General features: G+C 69.7%; 16 protein-coding genes. 8 read left to right on the top strand and 8 right to left on the bottom strand.

All coding sequences use genetic code 11. The annotated features are described in order from the left end of the window. Positions 1-618: SAF domain-containing protein (locus WBL06_RS02365; protein WP_424454372.1), on the bottom strand; the 618-nt coding region annotated here is incomplete at its 3' end. Positions 619-742: 124 nt separating this feature from the next. Between WBL06_RS02365 and WBL06_RS02360 the strand changes: the two genes are divergently transcribed. Further along, on the top strand, positions 743-1,009 hold the full coding sequence (locus WBL06_RS02360) for a helix-turn-helix domain-containing protein (RefSeq protein WP_424454371.1): 267 nt from the start codon (positions 743-745) through the stop codon (positions 1,007-1,009). 4 nt (positions 1,010-1,013) lie between these two features. Here WBL06_RS02360 and WBL06_RS02355 read toward each other — a convergent pair whose 3' ends face one another. Next, positions 1,014-1,598, bottom strand: a complete 585-nt coding sequence (locus WBL06_RS02355) for a hypothetical protein (protein WP_424454370.1) — start codon at positions 1,596-1,598, stop codon at positions 1,014-1,016. A gap of 143 nt (positions 1,599-1,741) precedes the next feature. On the opposite strand from WBL06_RS02355, the gene WBL06_RS02350 reads away from it, so the two are divergent. The 3 genes from WBL06_RS02350 to WBL06_RS02340 are packed head-to-tail and all read left to right on the top strand — an operon-like array spanning position 1,742 to position 2,873. After that, the gene (locus tag WBL06_RS02350) at positions 1,742-2,209 is read left to right on the top strand and encodes an Rv3235 family protein (RefSeq protein ID WP_424454369.1); all 468 of its coding nucleotides are present in this window, start codon (positions 1,742-1,744) and stop codon (positions 2,207-2,209) included. A 38-nt stretch (positions 2,210-2,247) separates the two neighbouring features. After that, a complete protein-coding gene (locus WBL06_RS02345) occupies positions 2,248-2,499 on the top strand; it encodes a ribbon-helix-helix protein, CopG family (RefSeq protein ID WP_424454368.1) in 252 nt (83 codons plus the stop codon). Then, positions 2,496-2,873, top strand: a complete 378-nt coding sequence (locus tag WBL06_RS02340) for a type II toxin-antitoxin system VapC family toxin (RefSeq protein ID WP_424454367.1) — start codon at positions 2,496-2,498, stop codon at positions 2,871-2,873. The genes WBL06_RS02345 and WBL06_RS02340 overlap by 4 nt, the downstream gene beginning before the upstream one ends. Positions 2,874-3,004: 131 nt before the next feature. On the opposite strand, the gene secA is transcribed toward WBL06_RS02340, so the two are convergent. The 6 genes from secA to mtrA form a co-directional block, all read right to left on the bottom strand. Then, complete coding sequence (secA, locus tag WBL06_RS02335) at positions 3,005-5,836, bottom strand: preprotein translocase subunit SecA (RefSeq protein ID WP_424454366.1); 2,832 nt, start codon at positions 5,834-5,836, stop codon at positions 3,005-3,007. Positions 5,837-5,947: 111 nt separating this feature from the next. Further along, entirely contained in the window at positions 5,948-6,613 is a 666-nt protein-coding gene (gene hpf, locus WBL06_RS02330; protein WP_424454365.1) for a ribosome hibernation-promoting factor, HPF/YfiA family, read from the bottom strand. Positions 6,614-6,739: 126 nt separating this feature from the next. After that, on the bottom strand, positions 6,740-7,396 hold the full coding sequence (locus tag WBL06_RS02325; protein ID WP_424454364.1) for a ComF family protein: 657 nt from the start codon (positions 7,394-7,396) through the stop codon (positions 6,740-6,742). Between the two features lie 63 nt (positions 7,397-7,459). Beyond that, positions 7,460-9,106 carry an LpqB family beta-propeller domain-containing protein gene (locus tag WBL06_RS02320; RefSeq protein WP_424454363.1) on the bottom strand — a complete coding sequence of 549 codons (1,647 nt, stop codon included), beginning with the start codon at positions 9,104-9,106 and terminating at the stop codon, positions 7,460-7,462. Further along, a complete protein-coding gene (gene mtrB, locus WBL06_RS02315) occupies positions 9,103-10,695 on the bottom strand; it encodes an MtrAB system histidine kinase MtrB (protein ID WP_424454362.1) in 1,593 nt (530 codons plus the stop codon). Before mtrB ends, WBL06_RS02320 begins: the two co-directional genes overlap by 4 nt. Before the next feature lie 24 nt (positions 10,696-10,719). Beyond that, positions 10,720-11,400 (bottom strand): MtrAB system response regulator MtrA, encoded by a 681-nt coding sequence (gene mtrA / locus WBL06_RS02310; protein ID WP_424454373.1) that lies wholly within the window; start codon positions 11,398-11,400, stop codon positions 10,720-10,722. 67 nt (positions 11,401-11,467) lie between these two features. Between mtrA and WBL06_RS02305 the strand changes: the two genes are divergently transcribed. From WBL06_RS02305 to WBL06_RS02290, 4 genes are read left to right on the top strand one after another with little or no spacing between them, the layout of a single operon-like run. Then, on the top strand, positions 11,468-12,604 hold the full coding sequence (locus tag WBL06_RS02305; RefSeq protein WP_424454361.1) for a hypothetical protein: 1,137 nt from the start codon (positions 11,468-11,470) through the stop codon (positions 12,602-12,604). Continuing rightward, positions 12,601-13,323: a DUF4129 domain-containing protein gene (locus WBL06_RS02300; RefSeq protein WP_424454360.1), complete on the top strand. Its 723-nt coding sequence runs from the start codon at positions 12,601-12,603 to the stop codon at positions 13,321-13,323. The genes WBL06_RS02305 and WBL06_RS02300 overlap by 4 nt, the downstream gene beginning before the upstream one ends. Next, positions 13,320-14,513, top strand: coding sequence for a DUF4350 domain-containing protein (locus WBL06_RS02295; protein WP_424454359.1), 1,194 nt, complete (start codon positions 13,320-13,322; stop codon positions 14,511-14,513). Before WBL06_RS02300 ends, WBL06_RS02295 begins: the two co-directional genes overlap by 4 nt. Positions 14,514-14,549: 36 nt before the next feature. After that, positions 14,550-15,512, top strand: coding sequence for an AAA family ATPase (locus WBL06_RS02290; RefSeq protein ID WP_424454358.1), 963 nt, complete (start codon positions 14,550-14,552; stop codon positions 15,510-15,512). Positions 15,513-15,514 lie beyond the last annotated feature (2 nt).

The following is a 15,514-nucleotide window of genomic DNA, read 5'->3' as shown; positions in this document are numbered from 1 at the left end:
CGCCGGCACCGCGGCGAGCGCGTCGCCGTTCGCGATCGCCTGCAGCAGGCGCGCGACGCGGGTGCGCGGCACGAGCACCTCGACGGTGGAGGCGGCACCGCTCGTGCCCGCGATCAGGGTGTCGTCTTCGAGAACCCGCACGACCGTTGCCTGCGAGGCGAGCACCACCGGGGTGCCGAACTCGCCCTGTTCGAGCGACGCGGTGCCCCAGACATCCACGAGACTTCCGGTCTCGACGACCGTGCTCACCGGCCCGGCGAGCTGCAGCACGAGCGAGGTCGCCCGCACGCCGTCGTGCGACCCGGCGGCCGACAGCGGGACGAGCTGGCCCGCCGCGACCGGCTGGGTGGCGACGAACCCGTCGGCGGGGGTCGCCTCGACCAACAGGTAGAGCTCTTCGGCTCCATCGAGCGAGACGCTGCGCTCGACCAGATCTGCCGGGCCAACGCGGTCGCCGGGGGCCAGCGACTCGGCCGCGGCGTAGACGGCGACCCGAGTGTCGGCGGCGCCCACCAGCACGGTCACCGCGAGAACGGAGGCGGCGACGAGCGCCAAGCCCAACACGAGTCGCACGTCGAACGCGACGCGGCGTCGCACCCTCGGACTTGGGTCGGTCATCGGTTCCTCCTGGTCGGCGCGGGGTCGGCACCCATGCTCACGCTTGCGGAAACCGGATGCGGAAGTTCTCCACAGCCCGGTGCCGCGCCGGTTCGCGGGCAGACGCTGGGTCGATAATCAGACCATGACGCACTCCGACACCGGCGGACTCGCGCGCTTCTTCACGCTCGCCGAGACCGCCGAGGTGCTCGCCGTCTCAGTCAGTCAGGCGTACGCACTCGTGCGTTCGGGCGAACTCCCGGCGATCAAGATCGGGGGCAACGGCCACTGGCGGGTCGAGCGCACCGTGCTGCAGGCCTACATCGACGGCAAGTACGAAGAGAACCGCCGCCGCGCGCTGTGGCAGCAGGCCGAGTACGCCGACGTCGCCGAGCTGTTCGTCGAGCGGTAGAGCTCTAAAACCGCACCAGGTCGAGCCCCGCGAACGCCACGATGCGCATACGGGCCACCGCCGCCGTGCGTCGCGGCTCGCCCGGCGCGTGCTCGGCAAGGTCGAGGTGATCACGCGCGACCCGGTCGATCGTGCCGTGGAGCCGCTCGGAACCGACGTGCACCTCAACCGCGGCCCGGCGGCGGCAAAGGTCGCGCAACACGAACGCGAGCCCGAGGCGGGCTGACAGGGCGGTCGGCGGCTCGGGGGTGCTGTCGGCACGCAGACTCGCGACGAGTTGTCCCCGGGCGGGGTCGACCGTCGCGAGCGCCGCAAACGGCACGATCGCCGACCGCTGGATGCCGGCATCCAGCTCGCCCGCGAGCCAGTCGCGCCCGATCGCCGCGAGGGTGAGCGCGACGCGGTCGCCACTGCGCAGGGTCAGCCCGAGAGGGGACGCACCGTTCTCGTGCAGGGCGCGGATGCGGTCGCGCAGACTCAGGCGCCCCAGGCGCAGCCGCTCCTCCTCGGCGAGCAGGTCGACCTGCTCGGCCCCCAGTTCGGTCTCGAGTTGACTCTCGAGGTCGTCGAACAGGTTCTGCCAGCGCACGGCGCGACGTTATCCACCGCTGGTCGTCGCGGCGGACAGTTATCCACAGGGAGGTAGTTCCCATTTACGACCCCTCGCGGGCGTGGTCGGATGGGGCATCCCGCTGGGACGGGAAGCACCGGAACCGATTCAGGGAGTTACCGATGACACTTTCCCAGGCGTCACCCGCCGCAGTCGACGGCACCGCGTTCGACGGTACCGCCGCACGGCAGCTTGAGCCGCGCTTCCCGGTCGACGACTTCTTCGACCACCAGCCGACGCCCACGACGGCGCTACCCGACCCGCGGCCGCTGATCGAGAATCTCACGCGCTGCGTCATCGAGATCCTCGCCGGCGCCCGCGAGCTCGACCAGATCGCGCGCTGGCTGACCGACGACGTCTACCGGCACCTGCTCAAGCGCGTCGTGCTGTCGTCGCGAGCGCGGCAGGCGAAGGGCGCTCCCGCGTTGCGGCCGACCTTCGCGATCGGGTCGGTCATCGTCTGCGAACCCCGCGATGGCATCGTCGAGGCGACCGTTGTCGTGCGCGGGCGTGCCCGGGTGCGCGCGGTCGCCCTGCGACTCGAGGGTCTCGATCGCCGCTGGCGAGCGACCGCCATCCACGTGTTGTAGGCCGCGACGCTCACCATGAAGTGATGTAGCATTACATCATGCAGCGCACCCAGATTTCGCTGACGAGCGAAGACCGGCGCATCCTCGACGCGGAGGCCGCCCGCACCGGTCGTTCCCTTTCCGCGCTCATTCGCGAAGCTGTGGTCCGCACCTACGGGTCTGAGCGAAGTGCCGACGACGACCTCCGAGCCCTCGACGCAGCGTTCGGGGGTTGGCGCGATCACGGCCTCGACGGTGAGTCCTACGTCGAGGCGCTGCGGTCGGGTCGCCGGCTCGACGCCACTTCATGAGCACCCTCGTCGACACCTCGATCCTCATCGACGTGCTCCGCGGCGAGCCGGCCGCGCGATCGGCGTTGCGCGAGGCTCGCAAGGCTGGGCCACTCCACGCGAGTGAGGTCACGCGGCTGGAGGTTCTGGCCGGCATGCGTCCCCGCGAAGAGAGTGCGACGCGGGCTCTTTTCGAGGCGTTCACCTGGCATCCGCTCGACGCGTCGATCGCGGAGGTCGCGGGTGACCTCGGTCGCCGCTGGCTCCCGGCTCACCGCGGCATCGACTCGGCCGACCTCGCGATCGCGGCGACAGCCGTCGTGCTCGACGCCCGGCTCTACACCCGCAACGTCACGCACTTTCCGATGTTCGACGGGTTGTCGTCTCCTTACTGACGAGACCCGACGGTCTCGACACCCGCTCAGCACCCTTCGCGACGACACGCCGACCAGCGCCCACCGACGACGGCGTGTCGCGGCAGAACGGTGCTGAGCGGTCGCCTGCGGCGTGCGAAACCCATCCGCTGCTACCGGCGCTTCTCCTGCGCTCGACGCTGGGCACGGTTGAGTGGCGGTGCCTGCGGTGCGCCGCCCTCCTTCTGGCCGAATGCACCGCGCTGAGCGGGCGCTGCGGGCTGCTGAGGCTGCGGAGTCGGCTGGCGGGTGAACGCCGCCGCCTGCTGCGCAGCCTGCTGCTGCGCCAAAGCCGTCGCTCGCTGCTCGACCTGCCCGCGCTGGTTGCGCACCTCCACCTCGCCGGCCGCGTCGGCACTGGGCGCCGAGTACGACAGGTTCTGCTGCGGCGGCTGATCGGCGTTGAGGCCGCGCGCCGCGATCCGCGCCTGGCCGGCCGCGTCGCCGGTGACCTGCACCTCGAGGTTGAACAGGAACCCGACCGCCTCCTCGCGGATGGCGCCCATCATGCTCTGGAAGAGCGCATACCCCTCCCGCTGGTATTCGACCAGCGGGTCGCGCTGCGCCATCGCGCGCAGGCCGATGCCGTCCTTGAGGTAGTCCATCTCGTAGAGGTGGTCGCGCCACTTGCGGTCGATCACCGAGAGCACGACGCGGCGCTCGAGTTCGCGCATCGCAGGGGCACCGAGCTGCTCTTCGCGCTTGCGGTAGGCGACCTCGGCATCCGAGAGAATCTCTTCGGTGAGCCGCTTCGACGAGAGGCGGCCCTTGCTGCCGACCTCGCTGAGCACCTCGTCGATCGTGAGCCCGACCGGGTACAGCGTCTTCAGCTCGGTCCACAGGGCTTCGAGATCCCAGTCGTCACTCGAGCCGTCGGCGGTGTGCTCGTCGATGATCTCGGTGAGCACGCGCTGCAGGAACTGCTGCACCCGCTCGTGCAGATCGTCGCCTTCGAGGATGCGGCGGCGGTCGGTATAGATCGCGTCGCGCTGACGGTTGAGCACGTCGTCGTACTTGAGCACGTTCTTGCGGATCTCGGCATTGCGGCTCTCGACCTGTGACTGCGCCGACCGGATCGCCCGCGAGACGAACTTGTGCTCGATCGCGACATCGTCGGGGATGCCGGAGCGGCCGAGCAGGCTCTCCACGGCGCCGGCGTTGAACAGCCGCATCAGGTCGTCTTGCAGCGATAGGTAGAAGCGGCTCTCGCCCGGGTCGCCCTGACGACCGGATCGACCACGCAGCTGGTTGTCGATGCGGCGGGACTCGTGGCGTTCGGTGCCGAGCACGTAGAGGCCGCCGGCATCCACGACCTTCGACGCCTCGGCCTCGACCTCGCGCTTCACCTGCGCGAAGACCTCGTCCCACTGCGCCTCGTACTCCTCCGGCGTGTCCACCGGCGAGAGTCCGCGTTCGTGCATGCGCGCCGTCGCGATGAACTCGGCGTTGCCGCCGAGCATGACGTCGGTACCGCGACCGGCCATGTTGGTGGCGACGGTGACCGCGCCGACCCGACCCGCCTGGGCCACGATCGCCGCTTCGCGGGCGTGGTTCTTCGCGTTGAGCACCTCGTGCTTGATGCCGCGCTTGGCGAGCAGCCGCGACAGCTCGTCGCTCTTCTCGACGCTCGTCGTGCCGACGAGGATCGGCTGGCCCGTGCGGTGCCGCTCGACGATGTCTTCCACGACCTGCTGGAACTTGATCGCCTCGTTCTTGTAGACGAGGTCGGACTGGTCGACGCGCACCATCGGCTTGTTCGTCGGGATCGGGATGACGCCCAGCTTGTAGGTCGCCATGAACTCGGCGGCCTCGGTCTCGGCGGTACCGGTCATGCCGGCGAGCTTGGTGTACAGGCGGAAGTAGTTCTGCAGCGTGACGGTCGCGAGAGTCTGGTTCTCTGCCTTGACCTGCACGCCCTCCTTCGCCTCGATCGCCTGGTGGATGCCCTCGCTGTAGCGCCGGCCCATCAGGATGCGGCCGGTGTGCTCGTCGACGATGAGCACCTCGCCGTTCATCACGACGTAGTCCTTGTCTTTCTTGAACAGGGCCTTGGCTTTGAGGGAGTTGTTGAGGAACGAGATGAGCGGGGTGTTGGCCGACTCGTAGAGGTTCTCGATGCCGAGGTAGTCCTCGACCTTCTCGATGCCGGGCTCGAGTACGCCGACCGTGCGCTTCTTCTCGTCGACCTCGTAGTCCTCGCCGTCGACGAGGCGCTTGGCGACGTTTGCGAACTCGCCGAACCAGCGGTTCGCCTCACCCGACGCGGGGCCGGAGATGATGAGCGGGGTGCGCGCCTCGTCGATGAGGATGGAGTCGACCTCATCCACGATCGCGAAGTAGTGGCCGCGCTGCACCATGTCTTGCGTCTGCCAGGCCATGTTGTCGCGCAGGTAGTCGAAGCCGAACTCGTTGTTCGTGCCGTAGGTGACGTCGGCGGCGTATTGCTCGCGGCGCTCGGCCGGGGTCTGCCCCGAGAGGATGCAGCCGGTGGTCATGCCGAGCGCGCGGAACACGCGGCCCATCAGCTCCGACTGGTACGACGCGAGGTAGTCGTTCACCGTGACGACGTGAACGCCCTTGCTGGCGATCGCGTTGAGGTAGGCGGCCGTCGTGGCGGTCAGGGTTTTGCCCTCACCGGTCTTCATCTCGGCGATATTGCCCAGGTGAAGGGCCGCGCCGCCCATCAGCTGCACGTCGAACGGCCGCAGGCCGAGGGTGCGCTTGCTCGCCTCGCGGATGGCGGCGAAGGCCTCCGGCAGCAGGTCGTCGAGGCTCTCGCCATCGGCATACCGGTCGCGGAACTGCCGCGTCTCGTCGCGCAGTTCCTCGTCGGTGAGGTCTTCGAAGTGTTCTTCGAGGTGGTTGATGGCTTCCGCGTAGTGCTTCAGCCGCCGGAGGACACGGCCCTCCCCGAGTCGAAGGGCTCTCTCCAGAACGTTCGCCACGGATGCTCCACTCGTGCTCTTTGGCGGGCATACGGGCGCCCGCCGTTACCGGCGCGTAACTCTAGCAAGCGTAGCGTTCGGCCCACCTGGGAGGCTGGCCGCATCCCTGGCTTAGCGGCGGCGGCGCTTCGCCACCTCGTCCAGCTGCTCCTCCAACGAGATGACGCCGTAGTGCCAGCCCTTGCGGCGGTAGACGACCGACGGGTTGTCGGTGGCGGCGTCGATGAACAGGAAGAAGTCGTGGCCGACGAGTTCCATGTGGTCGACGGCATCCTCTTTGGTCATCCGCTCGGCGGGGAACACCTTCTCGCGGATGACGACGGGGCTCCACTCGGGCTCTTCGCCTTCGGCCACCTGCGTGGGGATCTCTCCCGTGGCGACGGCCTCGAGCAGCGCGGTGCTGGCGGGCACGAGTTCGGCGACCCGGCCGTTGCTCGTCGCCTCGCCGATCGACACCGGGCGGCGCGCGCCGCGGTGCACCTTCTTGCGGTCTTTCGCCTGCCGGATGCGTTCGATCAGTTTGTCGAAGGCGAGGTCGAAGGCGGCGTACTTGTCGATGGCGGATGCCTCGGCCCGCACGACGGGGCCGGGACCGATGAGGGTGAGTTCGACACGATCGTCGCCCGTGGTTCCCCCGGTCTCGTGGTGGCGGATGACGCGGATCTCGAGGGCGAGCGCCTTGTCGGCGAGGTGGGCGACCTTCTCGGACTTCTCGGTCGCGTAGTCCTCGAACCGGTCCGGGATCTCGACTCCGCGACCGGTGATGGTGATGTCCATGGGCGTCCTCCTCTTGCTCGGTGGCACTCACCGGACCCCAGGAGGCCCCGCCAGCGAGTGCCTGTTTCCTCACCGTAGACCCGCACCCTATGGATGTCACGAGAAGACGTCGAAAAGAAACTGCGACTACGACGAGTTGCTGAGCATTCCCGAGGAACGCCCGTCGCGACGCGGTGTGGCGGCGAGAACGGCGGCCCCGACGACGTCCGCGCCGCCCGCTCGCAACACCGCCGCGGCCGCAGCGAGAGTCGCCCCCGTGGTGACGACGTCGTCGACCACCAGCACGCGGACCCCGCCCACCGGCCGGGCGAGAGCGAACACCCCGTCGAGGTTGCGGGCGCGCTCAGCGATGCCGAGCCCCTTCTGCACCGCGTGCGGGCGAGCCGGCAGAAAGAGCGGGGTGAGGCGGATGCCGGCTCGGCTCGCGAGGAGGTGCACCGGTTCGAAGCCGCGGCGGCGGCGCGCGGCAGGCGTCGACGGCACGGCCGCGATGACGGCTTCCGGGGTCGCGACGAGGGCCGCGGCGACCGCGGCGGCGAACGGCTCGGCGAGGGGCGTGGCCAGGCCGCCGCGTCCCTGCTCTTTCAGCCCGAGCAACACCGCGCGTGTCATTCCCTCGTAGTCGAGGGCGGCAGTGACGGTTCCCGCCCCGGGCAGCTCGGTTGCACGGACGCGAGCCGCGAGTTGGGGTGCGCAGTCGCGACACAGTGCGCGCCCCTCCGCCCCACAGCCCGCGCACGGCACCGGGAACAGGTAGGCGAACGCGTCGCGCACGGTGGCCACCCCGGCACGATCGCACGCGCCGGCACAACCGCAAGCCGCTGAGCGGCTCCTGGGGGACGGGGGCTACTGCTGAGTTCCGAGGAAGGACGCGACGAGGCCCGTGTCGACCCAGACCCCGGCACTGCTCGGGCGCAGCACCCGGCCGTCGGAGGTGAGCACCCGAATGCCCTCGACGCCATTGCCGCCGACGATCTGCACCGCGTCATCGGCGTCGTCGAAACGCTCGCCTGGGCCGCCCAGAGCGAGCACCTCGGCCCGGGTTCCCGTCGATGAGGTCACGAGCACGGCGACGCGCTGCGCGTCGACCCACGTTCCCCCGAGAACCGTGCCCGATGCGGCGAGCTCCAAAGGCGCCCCGAGGGCGACCGGCAGCAAGTCGGCGTCCCGCAGTATCCCGACGACGAACACCCGCGGCCCCTGAGGAGTCGAGAGCACGACGAGCAACCGGGCCCCGTCCCGCGCGACCTCGACCGCCACAACCGTTCCGTCGACGTCGAGCGGCACATCGTGCGGCACACCGTCGTCCGGCGATGTCGCGACGAGCCCTCGTGGGTTCGCGGCGGGCACTGTCCAGACATACCCGTGAGGGTCGAGACTCGGCGCGACGAGCCCGGCTCGACTGTCGATCAGGACGGGTGCGCCCGTTGGGCCGACGAAGCTGACGCCGCCCGCGCCGAGCACCGCGAGCGAGTCGCGATTCCTGGCGAGCGACGCCGCGGTGGGCGCCAGCTGGTCGGCTCGGGCGCCGATGTCGGCAATGGGGGTGACCCCGTCCGTGCCGAGCGTTCCGATCGCCCCGTCGAAGCCTCCGAAGACTCCACTCACCTGCGGCTGCGACTCCGGGCGCCCATCGTCGGCAGCGGGCGCCAGCGGGAGGCCATCGGATGTCACCGACACGTCGGTCACGTTGCCGAGCGCTCCTCGTAGGGTCGTCTCGAGCTGCCAGATGATGCGCCGTTGGGCGAGAGCGGACTCCAACCGCACCTCGGGGCCGAGGGTGACGGTGACTTGCGGGGCGTCGTACTGCGCCTGACCGCTCGTTCCCCCCGGTATCGCTGAGAAGAGCACGCCCGATCCGAGCCAGGGTGCCGGACCGGCGACCATCTCGGCGACGATCCGACTCGCCACTCGGGTCAACGGAAACCAGCGGGCGTCCGCAACGAGGAACTGGAACGATGGATCGTAGAAGTAGAGCGGGAACTCGTCGAACGCGAGCGAGAAGCCGTTCGGGGTGAGCACGGTCCCCGCGGCAGCCGACGAGATGCGCCACTCGCCGTCGACTTGTGTGAACCCGTACGCCAGCGTCTGTTGCGACGACTCGACCGAGTAGCGTCCCGTCGCGTCGACCTCGGCGGTGACGGCGAGAGAGATCGTCTGCGTGGTCTCGTCGACCGCCACCGGATCGATCGTGGTCGACGAGATCAGCACCTGCGCGGTGCCGCTCCAGTCGACGCCCGGAGCGAGGTATTCCCTCGCGACGGAGTAGTCGTTTTGCGGACCCCGCCCCGCCCGCAGGAAGCCCCGCAGAATCTCGGCCTGCGTCATCCCGGCGACGGGACTTTCCGGCTGGGCGATCGGGGTGAGCTCATCGGGATCGACATCGAGAGGCACGGTCTGCACCCCACCCGTGGTCGGAATGGCGATGCACCCCGACAGGAGCGCGCCGACGAGCAGGGCGACAGCCGTGCCGGCCCGCATCGAGCCGCTCACGGTGCCACCTCGGCGACCAGTTCCTCGGGCGGCAGGCCGAGCGGGGAGATCCCCAATGGCTCCCCCCTCCGGCGCGGAATGGTGAGCCGGAAGCAACTCCCGGCACCCGGCTCCGACCACACTTCGAGCACCCCGCCATGAACGGCGGCATCTTCGAGAGCGATGGCGAGCCCCAGCCCGGTGCCTCCGGTCGATCGCTGCCGCGACGGATCCGCTCTCCAGAACCGGTCGAAGACGTGACCGAGATCCTCGGCGGTCATCCCGATTCCGTGATCTCGCACCGCGATCGCCACCGTGTCGGAGTTGGAATCCACATAGAGATCGATCGGCCTGGCTTCGCCGTGATCGATCGCATTGCCGAGCAGATTCTGAAGTACGCGTCGGATGCGGCGCGCGTCGACCTCGGCCTCGAAGTAGCCCCCGGGCGCGACGACGCGGATCGGGGTCTGCTTCTCCTCGGCGAGCGGCTGCACCTGGGCGACGGCGTCTTCCACCAGACGCACGAGGTTGGTCGGTTCGAGCTCGAGTTGCACCGCCCCCGCGTCGTAGCGGCTCATCTCGAGCAGATCGGCGAGCAACACCTCGAAGCGCTGGGTCTGTGCGTGCAGCAGTTCCGCCGTGCGTGCCGTCGCGGCCGGAAACGCCTCCCGTTGGTCGTAGAGCACGTCGCTCGCGAGCCGGATGGTCGTCAGCGGCGTACGCAATTCATGAGAGACGTCGGAGACGAAGCGTTGTTGGAGCCGGGAGAGATCGGCGAGCTGGCGGATCTGCCGCTGAAGGCTGTCGGCCATCCGATTGAACGACCGGGCGAGGGTCGCGAGCTCGTCATCGCCACCCTCGGGAAGTCTCGACTCGAGCTCGCCGGCCGCGAGCTTCTCGCTGGCCTCCGCTGCGACCCGAACCGGTCCGATGACGAGCCGCACGACGAGATAGGAGACGGCACCGATGAGCAGCACGAGCGCGAACCCGGCGAGCGCGAGGGAGCCCTGAACGAAGTCGAGAGTGTCCTGCACCGGTCTGAGGTTGTAAACGATGTAGATCTCGTAGAGCTCCCCTTGCGGAAGCCGCAACATCGATCCGACGATGATGCCCGGGTCGGCGGGACCGTTCTCGGAGGTCAGCGCGACGGGCTGCCAGGCTGCGACGTCCTCGTCGGCGTTGGCCAGTGTCAGCCGCATGGCGTTGGTGACCATCGAAAAGGAGAAGTTCGCGGTGCGCGAGTCGACAAGCGGTGCCTCACCGGACTGGCCCGGGGCGCGACGAATCGCGACCGAGGGTTCCGCTGAGATGATCGCCGCGATCGACCTGAACGCCGAGATTTGAACGAGCTCGAGGTCATCCGTCGTGCCCGAGTCGCTGGCCTGGGTGAACTCCTCCTGCGCGGCGGCGATCGCGCGATTCGCCTGGGCGATCACCTGGTCGCGGTTCTGATCGAACAGGTTGTCGCGCACGCTCGTCACGACGTAACCGCCGATCACGGTCACCGCGAGAGTCGACAACGCGACCGTGAGTGCGATGGTGCGCAGCTGGAGGGACCCCCGCCAGAGTCGCACGGCCCGAGCGACGTAGATCCGCCAGTCGAATCGCATCGTCGGTCGCCAGGCGAACCCGGGTCAGGAGACCGCGCCCGCGCGGTACCCGACGCCGCGCACGGTCGTGACGATCCGGGGGTCTTCGGGGTCGTGTTCGACCTTCGCGCGCAGGCGCTGCACGTGCACGTTCACCAGCCGGGTGTCGGCCTTGTAGTGGTAGCCCCACACCTGCTCGAGCAGCATTTCGCGGGTGAACACCTGCTGCGGCTTCAGGGCGAGCGCCAACAGCAATTGGAACTCGAGCGGCGTCAGGCCGATCTTCGTGCTGCCGCGGCGCACCTCGTGGCCGGCGACATCGATGACGAGGTCGCCGATCGCGACGGTGTCGCTGTCGGTCGCGGGCGTCGGTCGCAGTCGCGTGCGGATGCGCGCCACCAGCTCTTTGGGATCGAAGGGCTTCACGACGTAGTCGTCGGCGCCGCTCTCCAAGCCGCGCACGACATCCGTCGTCTCGCCTTTCGCGGTGAGCATGATGATCGGCACACCGCTCTCGACGCGGATGCGTTCGCACACCTCGATGCCGTCGATGCCGGGCAGCATGAGGTCGAGCAGCACGAGGTCGGGGTTGGTCGCGCGGAACGACTCTAGTGCCGCGGCGCCGTCGGCGGCGAATGACGGCTCATAGCCTTCGGCGCGCAGCACGATGCCGATCATCTCCGAGATGGCGGTGTCGTCGTCGACCACGAGGATGCGTGCGTTCATCGTGGGCACCAGAGTAGTCGAGCGCGTGAGAACATGACTGTCAGTCCGTGACAGGGAAAGGGCTCGAGTGAGCGACAGCGGATCCACCGGCACGCCTGCCGTCGCAGCAGCGTGGTCGGCCCCCGCGGTGCCACCGCCCCTGGCGACCGGCTCCCGCGAGCAACCGCTGCAACGCCGGCTCGGGTGGACGCCGCCGCCGAAACGCGGGCTCGTGCCCCTGCGCCCGATCCCCCTCGGCGTGATCCTCGGCGCCCCGTTCCGCCTCCAGCGGCGCGCGCCGCGCACGACGCTCGGCCCCGCGCTGGTCATCAGCCTCGCGACGACGACCCTCGCCGCATTCGTCGGCTGGGCGCTCACGGTGGGCCCGCTGGCCGCCCTCGACGCCGCGTATTACCAAGACTTCGTGCTCGCCCAGAACCTGCTCACGGTCCTGGGGGCGGTCGCGGGATTCGTGCCCCTCGTGCTCGCTCTCACCGCGAACGCCCTGCTCGCGGGCGCCGTCGTCGTCGCCGCCTCGCGCGCCGTGCTGGCCGAACGGGTGTCGTTCCGCGGGCTGCGATGGCGCCTCACGGGTCGCACCGGGCCGCTCATCGGGTGGTCGGCGATCGTGTTCGTCGTCGTGGCCGCGCTGCTGACGGTGGCGTCGCTGTGGCCGATCGCGCTCGCGGTGGGGTCGTCGGCTGGCGTCGGCTTCGCGTTCGCCGTCGCGTTCCTCGAGGGAGTCGGCCTGCTGCTGGGAGGCGGCTACCTGGCGGCTCGAATGGGATTCACCGGTCACGTCATCGCGATCGAGGGGCTCGGGATCGCCGCTGCTGTCGCCCGCTCCTGGCGTCTCACCCGCCGCGCGGGGTGGCGGCTGTTCGGCGTGCACCTGCTCACCTGGGTCGTCGTCGGCGTCGCCGCCGGCATCCTCACCCAGCCCGTGAGCTGGGCGCTCGACCTCGGGGTCGGACTCATCTTCCCGACCGGTGCCACGAACGAGCAGACCGAGATCTATCTCGCCGCCCGCACCGTCGTCCTCACCGCGGTGACCGCTGTCATCGGGGCGTTCGGGTTGGTCATGCAGTCGGTGTCGGCAGCGCTGCTCTACCTCGACCAGCGGATGCGCGTCGAGGGTCTCGACCTCGCGCTCGCGCGCTACGTCGATGAACGTCAGCGGGGCATCGCTGTCGCCGATCCGTTCCCGAGCGGCGGAGCCGGATGATCCGCGACGTTCCGGTCGACCCCGACGACGAGCAGGCGCGCCGGTGGCTCGAGGAGGAATTGGGCCGCGGCGACGAGCCGTACCAACCGCCCGAACCGCCGGGGTGGTGGCAGGACTTCCTCGACTGGCTCGAACGGCTGCTCGCCGGCGCCGGCGCGCCCGAAGCCCCGACGCCCGGATTCCAGACCGGCCAGGCGGTCGGCATCGTCGTGCTCATCCTCCTCATCGCGGCAATCCTCATCGTGTCGTTCGTGATCTTCGGCCTGCCGCGGTTGCGCAAACGCAGCAAGGTGACGGGCGACCTCTTCGGTGAAGACGACGACCGCTCGGCGGCGGAGCTGCGTACGACGGCACAGCAGGCGGCGGATGCCGGCGACTACACGTCGGCGGTCATCGAACTGTTCCGCTCGTTGGCTCGAGATCTCGCCGAGCGGGGAATCGTGGTCACTTTCCCGGGCACGACCGCCCGCGACTTCTCCCGGCGCACCGGCCTGGTGTTCCCGCCGACCGCCGATCGACTGGCAGAGGCCGCCGTGGTGTTCGACGACCTCCGCTACCTCGGTGGGGTCGGCACTCTCGAGCAGTGGCAGCGGATGTCGACGCTCGACGCCGAGCTGCGGGCGGCCCGCCGGCCGCGGGTGCGGGCGACCGACGCGCTCGACGGGCTCGACGGGGCCGACGCGGCCGACGACGCTGCACGGACGGAGCCGACCCGATGAGCGTCGTCGCACCCCCGGCACCGCCGCGGTCGGCGCCTCCCCGCCGGCTCGGGCGCGGCGTGTTCATCGGGATCGCGATCGGCCTGGTCTTCGTGCTCGTCGCCGTCCTCGTCTACGCGGTGACTCGCCCGCGCGAGCGCGAGATCGACTTCCTCTCCCCCACCTCCGGCAGCCCCGACGGGTCACGTGCCGTCGTCAACGTGTTGCGCGATCAGGGCGTCGACGTCGAGCCCGCGACGACGCTCGCCGAAGTGCGCGCTGTCGACAGCGACCCGGCGGCCACGACGCTGGTGCTTTACGACGCCTACCTGGTGCTCGGCCAGGATCAGCATCGGGAGCTGTTCGACGTCGCCGACCGCATCGTCGTGCTGGATGCGGTCGACACCGAATTGGATGACTTCGCCCCCGGCGTGATCTACGACAGCGACGGCTTCGGCGACACTTTCCGCGCCGACTGCGACCTCCCGGCCGCCGAGAAGGCCGGGTCGGTCTCGGGCGCCCCCTACCGGTACGACATCAGCGACGCCGACGCCAACGTCACCGGCTGCTTCGAAACCGACGACGGCCTCTACGCCGTCGCGAACACCCGCACCGCGGGCGTCGAGGTGACGATCGTCGGCATCTCGCAGGCGTTCACCAACAGCCGGATTCTGGATGCCGGCAACGCCGCGTTCGCGCTCAACCTGCTCGGCGCGCGCGAGACGCTGATCTGGTACCGACCGGATCTCAGCGATCTCGACTCGGGCGAGATCCCCACCGCGGTGAGCCTCACTCCGCCCTGGGTGACCCCGCTCATCCTGCTGGTGGTGCTCTTCGGCCTCGCCGCAGCGATCTGGCGCGGGCGCCGGCTCGGCCCGCTCGTCACCGAGCGGTTGCCCGTCGTGGTGCGCGCCAACGAGACGATGGAGGGCCGGGCTCGCCTGTACGAACGCGCCGCATCACGAGAACATGCGCTCGACTCGCTGCGCATCGGCGCGCTCGCCCGACTGGCGAAGCTGTGCGGGCTGCCGCGACGCGCGACACTCGACGAGGTCATCGACGCGGTCGCCGCGCTCACCGGACGCAGCCGGGACGAGCTGTCCGCTCTGCTGGTCGAGCGCACCCCCGGCAACGACGGCGATCTCGTGCAGCTCTCCGACGACCTTCTGCTGCTCGAAGCCGAGCTCACCCGCATCGCGCGCGGACGCTGACCACCACACCCCTCCCGCATCGAGAGAATGGCTCACATGACCGACACGACGGAATCCCTCCGCGCCTCGCTCGCCACCGTCCGCACCGAGGTCGGAAAGGCGGTCGTCGGGCAGGACGGCGCGGTGACCGGGCTCATCATCGCGCTGCTCGCCGGCGGCCACGTGCTGCTCGAGGGCGTGCCGGGTGTCGCGAAGACCCTGCTGGTGCGCTCGCTCAGCGCGGCGATGCGCCTCGACACCAAGCGCATCCAGTTCACCCCCGACCTCATGCCCGGCGACATCACCGGCTCGGCGGTCTACGACCCCAAGTCGGGCGAGTTCGAGTTTCGCGAAGGGCCGGTGTTCACCAACATCCTGCTCGCCGACGAGATCAACCGCACACCCCCGAAGACGCAGGCAGCGCTGTTGGAGGCGATGGAGGAGCGCCAGGTCTCGGCCGACGGCGTCACCCGCAAGCTGCCCGAGCCGTTCCTGGTCGCCGCGACGATGAACCCGATCGAGTACGAGGGCACCTACACGCTGCCCGAGGCCCAGCTCGACCGGTTCCTGCTGAAGCTGGTGCTCGACCTGCCCGAGCGTGAGGTCGAACTCGAGGTGCTGCGGCGTCACGCCGAAGGCTTCAACCCGCGCGACCTGGCCGCCGCCGGTCTGACGCCCGTGCTCGACGCCGCGACGCTCGCCGCGGCGCAGGCCGACGTGCGCACGGTGACGGTGAGCCCCGATGTGCTCGGCTACGCGGTCGACCTCGCGCGCGGCACCCGCATGTCGCCCTCGGTCAAGCTCGGGGTGTCGCCGCGCGGCACGACGGCGCTGCTCGCTGCGGCACGGGCGTGGGCGTGGCTCTCCGGCTCGACGGGGGTGACGCCCGACCACATCCAGACGATGGCCGTGCCGGTGCTGCGCCACCGCATCCAATTGCGCACCGAAGCCGAACTCGAGGGTGTCGCGCCCGATACGGTGCTGCGTTCGGTGATCCAGCAGGTGCAGGTGCCGATTTGATG

Source organism: Pseudolysinimonas sp. (assembly GCF_049651805.1).
In the GTDB taxonomy this organism is placed as follows: domain Bacteria; phylum Actinomycetota; class Actinomycetes; order Actinomycetales; family Microbacteriaceae; genus Pseudolysinimonas_A.
Note: the sequence above shows the minus strand (reverse complement) of the source record. Positions and strands in the feature narration are given on the sequence as shown.